An 11,345-nucleotide genomic window follows, 5' to 3' on the forward strand; every position below is an offset into this window, starting at 1 on the left:
TGGCGATGTCCACGCCCGTGCCGTCCGACTTCACGCGGACCTTCACGTTGTAGTCCACCACCCGCTTGACTGGGACCAGTACCTTCATGGCTTTGCTCTTTCCACAAATAAGTGATTGAAATGGATGCCAGCACTTATACAGGAAGCACTGACAGCTATGAATTCAGGAATTCAGAAATCTGCCTTCCAGATGTCCGAATTCCGCTCTTGAATACTGCAACTGCAGCATGGCATGCACGGTGACAGGTCGCCGAAGCCCTTTTCCACTCAGTCGAGGCGGGCTTCCGCCAGCTCGATCAGGTTTTTCCACACCGGCATTTCGCGGGCATAGGCCTTGGCAAACTCCTCCGGGCTGCTGAACATGGGCAAAAAGCCTGCTCCGGCAATGCGTTCCTGCACCTTCGGGTCCTTGGCGGACTCCCGCACCTGGGCATAAATCTGGTCCACGATGTCCTTGGGCGTGCCTGCCGGTGCAGCCATGGCCACCCAGCCAGCAATGGCGTAGGCCTCATCGGTCACGCCCTGCTCATGGATCGTGGGCAGGTTGGGCAACACGGTCATGCGCTGGCGGCCCGTCACGCCGATGGCCTTGAGGCGGCCGGAATCGATGAAGGACTTAGTGTTCTGCGCGCTGGAGAAGCACAGCTGGAGCTGGCCGCCGATCAGCTCCTGGATCATCGGCGCTTCGCCCTTGTAGGCGACATGTGTCATCTCGGCACCGGTGGTCTTGCTCATGTAAGCACCACCCAGGTGGGCGTACGAACCCACGCCCCAGGAGCCGTAGGACACCTTGCCCTTGTTGGCCTTGACCCAGGCCAGCAGCTCCTTCATGTTGTTGGCCGGCACCGAAGGGTGCACCACCAGCGTGACCGGCGCCGACGCGATCTGCGACAGCATCAGCAGGTCCTTCTGCGGGTTGTAGGCCATCTTGGTGTAGAGGAACTGGTTGATCATCAGCGAGGTGCTCAGCGACAAGGCCAGCGTGTAGCCGTCCGCTGCCGCCTTGGCAACCTGGTCCGTGCCCAGCATGCCGGCCGCGCCGCCCTTGTTCTCGACCAGGATGGGCTGGCCCATGCGCTTGGACATGGACTCCCCCAGCACGCGGGCCACGATGTCGGTCGCACCACCGGGATTGAAAGGCACGATGAAGCGCACAGGCTTGCTCGGATAGGCGGCCTTGGCCCAGGCTGCGTAGGGCAAAAAGCTGCTGCCAGCCAGGGCTGCCAAGCCTTGCAAGGCGGTGCGGCGGTTGAAATTCGGGGTACCCATGTCGTTGTCTCCTTAGGCAGTCGGTATGGGGAAAGTGAAAGCGCTTCCCAGGCCATCGATCTGTGGCCTTTGCGGGAATCGCGGTCCTGGCCGCCGTGGGGCGGCCGTCATTCAGGCCTGTGGCAGGGTCAGCACGCCCTTGGCTTGCAGGGCCTGCAGTTCTTCTTCGGGCAGCTGCAGCAGTTGCTGCAGCACTTCCCGCGTGCCTTCGCCCAGCGTGGGGGGCGCATTGCGAATGGGCAGGCGCTGGCCGTCCAGACGGTACGGGGGCGCAAACACCCAGGTCTGGCCCGCCACGGGGTGGGGCATTTGCTGGAAGACTCCGGTTTGCTTCGTGCGTTCGCTGGTCAGGGCGTCGTACAGACCGGCCACGCGGCCGCTGGGGATGCCGCAGGCGGCCATGCGCTCCAGCAGCACCTCGCGCTCGAACCCGGCAATGATGGCCATCATGATCGGCAGCAGTTCCAGGCGGTTCTTGGCACGCTCCACATTGGTGGCAAAACGCGGGTTCTCGACAATGTCGGGGCGCATCACCACCTGGCGGCAGAACTTGTCGAACTGGCTGTTGTTGCCCACCGCAATGATCAGCGGGCCGTCCGCGGCCTCGAACATGCCGTAGGGCACGATGGACGGATGGGCATTGCCATAGCGTTGGGTGTCGTGGCCCAGCAGCATGGCATCCAGCGCGTAGTAGCCGTTGATGCCCAGGCCGCAGTCGTACAGCGACAGCTCCACCTGGCGGCCACGGCCTGTGCGTTCACGACGGAACAGGGCCGCCAGCACCGCCTGCGCAGCGTACATGCCGGTCATCAGATCGACCACGGCCACCCCGAACTTCAGCGGCGGCGTACCGGCTTCGCCGTTGATGGCCATCAGACCGGCTTCGGCCTGGATCACCAGGTCATAGCCCGGGCGCTTGGCTTCAGGGGTGCTGCTGTTGTAGCCGGCCACGCTGCAGTAGATCAGATCGGGCTTGATGGCCTTGAGCTGTTCGTAACCGATGCCCAGCTTTTCAGCACCACCGTGCTTGAAGTTGTGGATCACCACGTCAAACTGCGGCAGCAGGTCGTAGACCAGTTGCACCCCTTCCGGGGTCTGCAAATCCAGGGTGATGGATCGCTTGTTGCGGTTCATGCTGTTGTAGTAGGTGGTCTCGGTCTTGCCGATGCGCATGCCCCAGTCGCGCGTATCGTCACCGCGGCCGGGGTGTTCCACCTTGATCACTTCCGCACCGAAGTCGGCCAGCACCTGTCCGCACAACGGGCCGGCAAACACACGCGAAAGGTCCAGCACGCGCACGCCTTCCAGCGGGAAATCCATCTCTTGGTCCTGGGCCTGCGCCATCTTTTCTGTCATTGCTCTGTCTCCTTGGATCTGCGCGCGCTCAGTGCTGCTGGCGGCGCAGCTTCACAAAATCGGGGCTGCGCTTTTCCAGGAAAGCGCCAATGCCTTCACGGGATTCGTCGGTCTCCTGGGCGCGCACCATGTACTGGGCTTCCAGCTCCAGTTGCTGCTCCAGCGTGTTCCGGGGGGCCTGGCGGCACAGCTCCTTGATGCGAGCCATGGCCTGGTCGGGGCCGGTGGCAATTTGCTGGGCCAGCTGCACAGCCTGCTCCAGCGCCGCACCCGGCTCGGTCAGACGGTTCACCGGGCCCAGCTGGGCCAGGCGTTCACCGCTGATGCGCTCGCCCGTCAGGCACAGCTCGGTCAGCACCTGGCGCGAAACGACCTCGGCCAGGAATGCCGTGGCGCCACCATCCGGTGTCAACCCCACCTTCACATAGGCGACGGAGAACACACTGTTGCGGGCCGCCACCAGCATGTCGCAGGCCAGGGCCAGCGACAGTCCGGCACCGGCTGCCGCACCTTCCACGGCCGCGATCACCGGCTTGGGGCAGTCGCGCACGGCACGGATCAGATCGTGCAGGCCTTCCAGCTTGGCACGGCGTTCTTCCATTGGCAGCTCACGGCGCTTGGCCAGTTGACGCAGATCGCCGCCGGCACAGAAATGACCGCCCTCGCCCGTCAGCACCACGGCGCCCACCGTGGGATCGGTGGCAGCAGCCGTCAGCGCAGTGGCCACCGCGGCATAAAACTCCGGCGACAGCGCATTGCGCGCCGCCACGTTGTTGTTGGAGAGGATCAGTACCTCGCCTTCACGGCGGGTCAGCAGCGGTTCACTCATGTTCTTGTCTCCGTGTGCAATGAAAGCAGGCGCACCGCCCGGCCTGCACACCGGCTGGTGCACGGCTGGGCTGTGGCGCGGAAAAGCCGGCGGATCAGCGGCAGGTCTCAGGCCTGCTGGCTCAGCGCCATGAAGCGCTCCAGATGGTGGTCTTCATCACCGAACTGGTGGTCCAGCAGCACCAGCCGCTTGGCATAGTGGGCCAGCGGCAGCTCCCAGGTCATGCCGATGCCGCCATGCATCTGGATGCTTTCCTCGGCCACCAGCGCGCCCACATAGCCGGCGGTGTACTTGGCTGCCGCCAGCACTTTCTCACGGGCTACGCCTTCGGCGTTGTCGATGGCATCCGCAGCATTGATGACGGCCGAGCGCATCTGCTCCACTTCCAGCAGCAGATCGGCCATGCGGTGCTGCAGTGCCTGGAAGGTGCCAATCGCCACGCCGAACTGCTTGCGCGTCTGCAGGTATTCCAGCGTGCTTTGCTTGGCCACGTCCATGGCGCCCAGCGCTTCGGCAGCCAGCGCCAGCAGCGCATAGCCTTGCACACGCTCCAGCACGGCATGGCCCTGGCCTTCGGCGCCCAACAGCGCGTCAGCATCCAGCTGCACGTTGGTGAACGTCAGCTCGGCCGCACGGCCGCCTTCAAAGCGGCTGTAGCCACGCTTGACGATGCCGGCGGCATTGCCGTCCACCAGGAACAGGCTGATGCCGGCCGTGTCGAACTGGCCGCCAGCCGTGCGGGCCGACACCAGCAGCAGGTCGGCCTTCTCGCCGAACGCCACCACAGCCTTGGCACCGTTCAGCGTCCAACCCGTGGCCGACTGGGTGGCGGTAGCCGCCACATTGCTCAACTCGTAGTGGCTGCCCGGCTCTTCGTGCGCCAGGGTGGCGATCAGGCCGCCGGCAACGATGTCTTCCAGCTTGGCCTTTTGCGCCGGCGTACCGGCAGCGATCAGGGCCTGGCCGACCAGCAGCGCACCCAGCAGGGGCTCGGCCACCAGGCCGCGGCCCAGGGCTTCAAACACCACGCTGATGTCAAAGCCGGCGCCGCCAAAGCCTCCTTCGCTCTCGGGGAAGAGCGCGCCAATGGCGCCCAGTTCGGCGAATTGCGCATACAGCGCAGGGCTGTGGCCTTCATCACCATAGGCCAGCTGGTTGCGGTGCTCGATGCCGTATTGCTCGGAGACAAAGCGGTTCAGGGTGTCCGCCAGCATGCGGCGGTCTTCGGTGTGTGCGAAGTTCATGTCCGTATTCCTTCTCTGATTTCTCTGTCTGCAATCAGAGACCCAGAATCATCTTGGAGATGATGTTCTTCTGGATTTCGTTGGAGCCGCCAAAGATCGACAGCTTGCGGTAGTTGAAGTAGTTGGCAGCGGCCGTGGCAGCTTCGTCCGGACCGATCGGGGCCTCGGCATAGCCTTCGTACTGGGCTGCGTCGATATAGGGCACGGCGTACGGGCCCATGGCACGGCGGATCAGCGACAGGATTTCCTGGCGAATTTCCGTGCCGCGGATCTTCAGCATCGAGCTTTCCGCACCCGGCACGCCGCCACCGGCCACCGCTGCGATCACACGCAGGTTGGTGGTCTTCATGTTTTCCAGGTCGATCTCGACCTTGGCCATGCGGGCCGCAAACAGCGGATCCTGGTTCAGCGGCTTGCCGTTCTTGTACACCTTGGCGGCAATCACCTGCAGCTTGGCCAGGGCCGAGATGCAGAAGCCCACGCCGGCAATGCCGGTGCGCTCATAGGTCAGCAGGTACTTGGCGTAGGTCCAGCCCTTGTTTTCTTCGCCCACCAGGTTTTCCACCGGCACCTTCACATCGGTGAAGAAGACTTCATTGACTTCGTGGTCGCCATCCAGCGTGCGGATGGGGCGCAGTTCCACGCCCGGCGAGTTCATGTCGATCAGCAGGAAGCTGATGCCGGCCTGCGCCTTCACTTCGCGGTTGGTGCGCACCAGGCAGAAGATCATGTTGGCGTGCTGGCCCTGGGTGGTCCAGGTCTTCTGGCCGTTCACGATGTAGTGGTCACCGTCGCGCACAGCCGTGGTCTTGACCGAAGCCAGGTCCGAACCCGCGCCGGGCTCGGAATAGCCCTGGCACCACCAGTCTTCACCGCTCAGGATGCGGGGCAGCCAGTAGTTCTTGTGCGCTTCGCTGCCGTACTTGATCAGCACCGGCCCCAGCATGTTCACGCCAAACGGCACGATGCGGGGGCCGCCAGCCAGGGCGCACTCGGTATCGAAGATGAATTTTTCCACCGCACCCCAGCCCGGACCGCCGTGCTCCTTGGGCCAGTGGTTGGCGTACCAGCCGCGCTCATTCAGGATGGCATGCCATTGCGCCTGGTCTTCCTTGGTCAGGCGTTGACCGGCCTTGACCTTCTTGGCGATGTTGGCAGGCAGCTTTTCCTTCAGAAAGGTCTGCACTTCGGCGCGGAACGCCTCTTCTTGGGGGGTGAATTGGAGATCCATCTCGATTCCTCGGCAAAACTAGATCAGAAAATTTCGAAAAGACCGGCCGCGCCCATGCCGCCGGCGATGCACATGGTCACCACGCCGTACTTGGCCTTGCGACGCTGGCCTTCCAGCAGGATGTGGCCGGCCAGACGGGCACCGGTCATGCCGAACGGGTGGCCGATGGAGATGGCGCCGCCGTTGACGTTCAGACGTTCCAGCGGAATGCCCAGCTGGCGTTGGCAATACAGGGCCTGCGATGCAAAGGCTTCGTTCAGCTCCCACAGGTCGATGTCTTCCACCTTCAGACCATGGCGCTGCAGCAGCTTGGGCACGGCAAACACCGGGCCGATGCCCATTTCATCGGGCTCGCAGCCGGCCACGGCCATGCCGCGGAAAGCGCCCAGGGGTTGCAGGCCCAGACGTTCGGCCTGTTTGGCTTCCATGAGCACGCAGGCGCTGGAGCCATCCGACAGCTGCGAGGCATTGCCTGCGGTCACAAAGTTGCCTGCGCCCTTCACGGGTTCCAGTTTGGCCAGGCCTTCGAGCGTGGTGCCGGGGCGGTTGCAGTTGTCCTTGGTCGCCACCACGTCGCGGTAGGTGACTTCGCCCGTGTCCTTGTTCTTCTCAGCCATGCGTGCGGCGCAGGCAATGATTTCGTTGGCGAACAGGCCCTTTTCCTGCGCGGCCGCCGTGCGCTGCTGGCTCAGCAGCGAGAAGGCGTCCTGGTCTTCGCGGCTGATGCCATAGCGCTTGGCCACCACATCGGCGGTGTCGATCATGGCCATGAACAGCTCGGGCTTGCGCTCCACCAGCCAGGGATCCAGGTCGGCGGGCGTCCCCAGGGCGCGGGCACCCGAGATGCTTTCCACGCCGCCGGCGATCATGGCATCCACTCCTTCGGCCACGATGCGGCCGGCCGCAATGGCGATGGACTGCAGGCCCGAAGCACAGAAACGCGTGACCGTGGTGCCACCGATGGACAGCGGCAGTTCCGCGCGCAGCACGGTCTGGCGGCCCAGGTTCTTGCCCTGCATGCCTTCGGGATTGCCGCAGCCCAGGATCAGGTCCTCGATCATGGCGGGGTCGATGCCGGCACGCTCCACGGCGGCCTTGACCGAGTAGGCGGCCAGCTGGGGCGCCGGGGTGACGTTGAACTCGCCGCGGTGGGACTTGGCCAGCGGAGTGCGGGCGGTGGAAACGATGACGGCTTCGCGCATGGTGTTTGTCTCTCTGTGCTTATAGGTTTGAGTCGCTGCCTGTGTCCCTAGGGCCCGGATTTCGGATCTTTTATTCTGAAATCCTTGCCTTCAAAGGCTTGGCAGCTCCGTTTTTTGCAGATTGGATTCGCAGCCCTCCACACCGGCGCTGCCAAGGCAGCAGCCGGTGGGAGACTGCCAGCGGCTCTGCGAACCGCTGGAGGGGGGAGAAACCGGGGGAGGGCTTGCGGCAGCGTGCACTGCCGCAAGCCCGGGAACGCTCAGACTGCCTTGTTCAGGCTGTCGAAGTTCTTGCCTTCGGCCACCAGCTTTTGCAGCAGCGCGGCGGGCTTCCAGAACAGCGCATCTTCCTTGGCAAACTCGTTGATGTCGGCCAGCACCTTGTCCAGGCCCACCATGTCGGCGTACTTCATCGGGCCACCGCGGAAGCGCGGGAAGCCGTAGCCGGACAGGAAGGTCACGTCCACGTCCAGGGGGCGCAGGGCAATGCCCTCTTCCACCACCTTGGCGCCTTCATTGACCATGGCAGCCATGTAGCGGCGCATGATTTCGTCAGCGCTGAACTGGCGCGGCGTCACGCCCTTCTTGGCGCGTTCCTTGTCCACAATGGCCAGCACTTCGGGATCGGCCTGGCCCACACGGGCACCTTGCGGGTACAGGTAGAAGCCGCGGCCGGTCTTCTGACCGAACCAGCCGTTTTCACAGATGCGGTCTGCCACTTCCACGTAGCGGGCCTTGGGGTCACGCGTGGCAGCACGGCGCTTGCGCGTGGCCCAACCGATGTCGCCACCGGCCAGGTCGGTCACCTGGAAGGGACCCATGGGATAGCCGAAGCCGCGCACGGCTTCGTCGATCTCGTACGGCGAAGCGCCATCTTCCATAATGTAGTCGGCCGCCTGCTTGTACACGGCCAGGATGCGGTTGCCGATGAAGCCATCGCAGACACCGGCGCGCACCGGCACCTTCTTCATCTTCTTGGCCAGCTCGAAAGCCGTGGTCACCACATCGGGGGCCACCTTGGCAGGCACCACGATCTCCAGCAGCTTCATGATGTTGGCAGGGCTGAAGAAGTGCAGACCGATCACGTCTTGCGGACGGCTGGTGGCGTCAGCAATGGCATCGATGTCCAGGTAGGAGGTATTGGTGGCCAGCACGGCGCCGGGCTTGCAGACGCGGTCCAGCTCCTTGAACACGGCCTTCTTGACTTCCAGGTCCTCGAACACGGCTTCGATCACCAGGTCCACGTCGGCAATCTCGTCGTAGCTGGTCGAAGGGGTGTAGCGCGCCATGATGGCGGCCTTGGCCTCTTCGGTCATGCGGCCCTTGGCGATCAGGCCGTTGTAGACCTTTTCCACATTGGCCTGGCCACGGGCGATGGAGTCGGCATCGCGCTCGATCATGGTCACGGTGAGACCGGCGTCCAGCGCGGACACGGTGATGCCGGCGCCCATGGTGCCGCCGCCGATGATGGCGATCTTGGCAAAGTGGCGCGGTGCAGCGGCCTTGGCTTCGGGGATCTTGGCGGTTTCACGCTCGGCAAAGAAAGCGTGCACCAGACCGGCACGCTGCGGGCTGTTCAGGCATTCGGTGAACAGGGCGCGTTCCTTGGCCAGGCCTTCGTCAAACGGCAGGTTCACGGCGGCCTGCACGCATTCGATGATCTTCAGCGGCGAGAACAGGCCGCGCGCCTTCTTGGCGGTGTCCAGCGCCAGCATCTGCAGGTCGGCCAGGGCCATGGCCTTGTCGGTGATTTCGATGTCGCGGGTACGGCGGACGGCAGCCTTGGCGGCCAGCAGCTCGCTGGCATACGCCAGACCGGCCGCCTGGGGGTCTTCGCCTTCGACCAGCTTGTCCACCAGCCCGGCCGCCAGACCGGCCTTGGCCGACAGGTGCTTGCCGCTGAGCATCAGTTCGGTGGCGGCCTTCACGCCCATCAGGCGCGGAGCGCGCTGGGTGCCGCCAGCGCCGGGCAGCAGGCCCAGGCTGACTTCAGGCAGACCCAGTTTGGCTGCGGGCAGCGCCACGCGGTAGTGGGCCGACATGGCCACTTCCAGGCCGCCGCCCAGGGCTGCGCCATGGATGGCCGCGACCACGATCTTGTTCGAGGCTTCGATGCGGTTGCACACCTCGGGCAGCGACGGCGGCACAGGCGGCTTGCCGAATTCACGGATATCGGCGCCGGCGATGAAGGCCTTGCCTTCGCCCACGATCAGCACTGCCTGCACGGCAGCATCGGCGTCCGCCTGTTCCACTGCGGCCAGCAGACCGGCGCGCACGGCCTGGCCCAGGGCATTGACAGGAGGATTGTGGATGCTGACCACCAGCACCGCACCTTCACGGCGGGTCTGGACGGCGGGGATGAGGACTTCAGCGTTCATGGCACAGGTCTCCAATATTTTTCGATAACAGGAGCCGGCATTCTTTCCCCGACAAAGCTTCTTTACAATCCCCTGAATTATTGACAGACCGTCAAAAGTTATTTGACAATCATCCTTGAGCAATGCCGTCCTGAGCCGGCGCGGGCCAGACCTGCGTATACCTGGGCACAGCCGGGGATGCCCCGCAACGCATAGCCCCGACCGCACACCACACCTCCATGGACCTCAATGCCCTGACACTGCTGGTGGAGATCATCGACAGCGGCAACCTGAGCCAGGCTGCCCGCAAGCTGAAGATGACCCGCGCCAACGTCAGCTACCACCTGACCCAGCTGGAAAAAGGCCTGGGCGTGCAGCTGGTCAAACGCACCACGCGGCGGGTGGAGCCCACCGAAGTGGGTCTGCGCCTGTACGAGCATGGCCGCAACATCCGCAACGAACTGGCCGCGGCCCAGGAAACCATCACCAGCCTGGGCGAGGAACTGCAGGGGCGCGTGGGCATCAGCGTGCCCAGCGGCTACGGGCAGATCGTCATGAGCGACTGGCTGATCGAATTCAAGCGCCTGTATCCCGGCATCGTGCTGGACGTGCTGTTCGAAAACCGGGCCGACAACCTGCGCGACGAGGTGGACATTGCCATCCGCGTGATCCAGGATCCCCCGCTGTCGGTGGTGGCACGCAGCCTGGGCAATGTGCGCTATGTGGCATGCGCATCGCTGGACTATGCCGCCCAGCACGGCCTGCCACAGACCCTGCTAGAGCTGCGCAATGCGCCACTGATCACCGCCGGGGTGATGGGCCGCCAGTTGCGCCTGTCGGCCTATCAGGGGCTGGAGCGCCAGGAAGTGGTGCTGGAGCCCACCCTGATTTCCGAGCACTTTCCGTTTCTGCGCCAGGGCATTCTGGCCGGACTGGGTGTGGGCCTAGTGCCCGACTATGTGGTGCAGGATGCCGTGGCCAGCGGCGAGGTGTTGACCACGCTGCAGGAATACCGGCTGAGCATCTTCGGCACCCACCTGTATCTGCTGTACCTGCCCAACCGCCACCAGACCAGGGCGGTGCGCACCTGCATCGATTTCCTGCTGGAAAAGGCCCGCAGCCGGGGCGACACCAGCGCCAGCTGAAGCACCAAACAGCATGAAAAAAAGGAGCGCCTTCGGCACTCCTTTCTGGCCTCCGCAGAAGGAGGGTGAGGGTCAATGGCGACCGTAGCCACGGCCGTAGCCACGGCCGTAGCCACGCGGCCCCGGCCCCCAGCCATGACCGCGAGGGCCCCAGTAACCGGGCCGCCAGTCATAGCGCGATCCGCCCCACAGCCAGATTCCCGGCGTCCAGACATAGGCGGCACTGGGTGCCACCGGCACCACCTCATAGCGTGCCGGTGGCGGCGAGCCATAGGTGGTGTAGCCGTAACCGGCATCCACCGGCGCCACCACGCAGCCGCCCAGCAACGCGGCGCTGCCCAGCAATGCCGCTCCCAGCGAACGGCGCAGGGTGTGATTCAACAAGGTGGTCATGGCCACTCCTTCCATACAGTGCCTGCAGGGCTGCAGGCGGAAACGCTCGTCAGCGGGACTCATCCCGGTCGCGGTCCGGTCCATGGCGGCGATTTTCAGAACGCTCCCTGTCCGCGCGCCCGCCCGGTCCCGGCCGGGGTCCTGGTGCAGGTGACGCCGCCTGGGGCGGCTGTGGGCGCACACCTGGGGGCGGAGCAGGTTGTTCTGGACGCGGGCGATCGGGGCGCCCTCCCCATTCCGGTCGCGGCCCCGGAGCCGGGCCCGCTCCAGGCCCCGGACGAGGCGGTTGAATCTGCGGCCGCTCCGGCGGAGGCTGGGG

9 protein-coding genes and 1 pseudogene are annotated in these 11,345 nt (G+C 64.6%); 1 reads left to right on the top strand and 9 read right to left on the bottom strand.

Going from position 1 to position 11,345, the window contains the following annotated elements; genetic code table 11:
- The 8 genes and pseudogenes from B3349_RS12985 to B3349_RS13020 form a co-directional block, all read right to left on the bottom strand.
- Positions 1 to 88: pseudogene (locus tag B3349_RS12985) on the bottom strand (electron transfer flavoprotein subunit beta/FixA family protein); the annotation flags it as partial.
- A 179-nt stretch (positions 89 to 267) separates the two neighbouring features.
- Positions 268 to 1,269 (bottom strand): Bug family tripartite tricarboxylate transporter substrate binding protein, encoded by a 1,002-nt coding sequence (locus B3349_RS12990; RefSeq protein WP_291589248.1) that lies wholly within the window; start codon positions 1,267 to 1,269, stop codon positions 268 to 270.
- Between the two features lie 111 nt (positions 1,270 to 1,380).
- The gene (locus tag B3349_RS12995) at positions 1,381 to 2,625 is read right to left on the bottom strand and encodes a CaiB/BaiF CoA transferase family protein (protein ID WP_414646892.1); all 1,245 of its coding nucleotides are present in this window, start codon (positions 2,623 to 2,625) and stop codon (positions 1,381 to 1,383) included.
- A 28-nt stretch (positions 2,626 to 2,653) separates the two neighbouring features.
- Complete coding sequence (locus tag B3349_RS13000; protein ID WP_291589250.1) at positions 2,654 to 3,454, bottom strand: oxepin-CoA hydrolase, alternative type; 801 nt, start codon at positions 3,452 to 3,454, stop codon at positions 2,654 to 2,656.
- A gap of 107 nt (positions 3,455 to 3,561) precedes the next feature.
- Positions 3,562 to 4,698 carry an acyl-CoA dehydrogenase family protein gene (locus B3349_RS13005; protein ID WP_291589251.1) on the bottom strand — a complete coding sequence of 379 codons (1,137 nt, stop codon included), beginning with the start codon at positions 4,696 to 4,698 and terminating at the stop codon, positions 3,562 to 3,564.
- A 34-nt stretch (positions 4,699 to 4,732) separates the two neighbouring features.
- On the bottom strand, positions 4,733 to 5,929 hold the full coding sequence (locus B3349_RS13010; protein ID WP_291589254.1) for an acyl-CoA dehydrogenase family protein: 1,197 nt from the start codon (positions 5,927 to 5,929) through the stop codon (positions 4,733 to 4,735).
- A 23-nt stretch (positions 5,930 to 5,952) separates the two neighbouring features.
- The gene (locus B3349_RS13015; protein ID WP_066540896.1) at positions 5,953 to 7,131 is read right to left on the bottom strand and encodes an acetyl-CoA C-acyltransferase; all 1,179 of its coding nucleotides are present in this window, start codon (positions 7,129 to 7,131) and stop codon (positions 5,953 to 5,955) included.
- 260 nt (positions 7,132 to 7,391) lie between these two features.
- Complete coding sequence (locus B3349_RS13020; protein WP_291589258.1) at positions 7,392 to 9,509, bottom strand: 3-hydroxyacyl-CoA dehydrogenase NAD-binding domain-containing protein; 2,118 nt, start codon at positions 9,507 to 9,509, stop codon at positions 7,392 to 7,394.
- 218 nt (positions 9,510 to 9,727) lie between these two features.
- Between B3349_RS13020 and B3349_RS13025 the strand changes: the two genes are divergently transcribed.
- A complete protein-coding gene (locus B3349_RS13025) occupies positions 9,728 to 10,633 on the top strand; it encodes a LysR family transcriptional regulator (protein ID WP_066541511.1) in 906 nt (301 codons plus the stop codon).
- A 72-nt stretch (positions 10,634 to 10,705) separates the two neighbouring features.
- On the opposite strand, the gene B3349_RS13030 is transcribed toward B3349_RS13025, so the two are convergent.
- Positions 10,706 to 11,026 carry a hypothetical protein gene (locus tag B3349_RS13030; RefSeq protein WP_291589261.1) on the bottom strand — a complete coding sequence of 107 codons (321 nt, stop codon included), beginning with the start codon at positions 11,024 to 11,026 and terminating at the stop codon, positions 10,706 to 10,708.
- Positions 11,027 to 11,345: the final 319 nt, after the last annotated feature.

The organism is Comamonas sp. UBA7528, assembly GCF_002479375.1.
In the GTDB taxonomy this organism is placed as follows: Bacteria; Pseudomonadota; Gammaproteobacteria; order Burkholderiales; family Burkholderiaceae_C; genus Comamonas.

Excerpts from the sequence above, each read along its gene's own strand:
- B3349_RS13025 (WP_066541511.1), top strand. The coding sequence starts at position 9,728 with ATGGACCTCAATGCCCTGACACTGCTGGTGGAGATCATCGACAGCGGC.
- B3349_RS13020 (WP_291589258.1), bottom strand. The coding sequence starts at position 9,509 with ATGAACGCTGAAGTCCTCATCCCCGCCGTCCAGACCCGCCGTGAAGGT.
- B3349_RS13005 (WP_291589251.1), bottom strand. The coding sequence starts at position 4,698 with ATGAACTTCGCACACACCGAAGACCGCCGCATGCTGGCGGACACCCTG.
- B3349_RS13030 (WP_291589261.1), bottom strand. The coding sequence starts at position 11,026 with ATGACCACCTTGTTGAATCACACCCTGCGCCGTTCGCTGGGAGCGGCA.
- B3349_RS13010 (WP_291589254.1), bottom strand. The coding sequence starts at position 5,929 with ATGGATCTCCAATTCACCCCCCAAGAAGAGGCGTTCCGCGCCGAAGTG.
- B3349_RS12995 (WP_414646892.1), bottom strand. The coding sequence starts at position 2,625 with ATGACAGAAAAGATGGCGCAGGCCCAGGACCAAGAGATGGATTTCCCG.
- B3349_RS13015 (WP_066540896.1), bottom strand. The coding sequence starts at position 7,131 with ATGCGCGAAGCCGTCATCGTTTCCACCGCCCGCACTCCGCTGGCCAAG.
- B3349_RS13000 (WP_291589250.1), bottom strand. The coding sequence starts at position 3,454 with ATGAGTGAACCGCTGCTGACCCGCCGTGAAGGCGAGGTACTGATCCTC.
- B3349_RS12990 (WP_291589248.1), bottom strand. The coding sequence starts at position 1,269 with ATGGGTACCCCGAATTTCAACCGCCGCACCGCCTTGCAAGGCTTGGCA.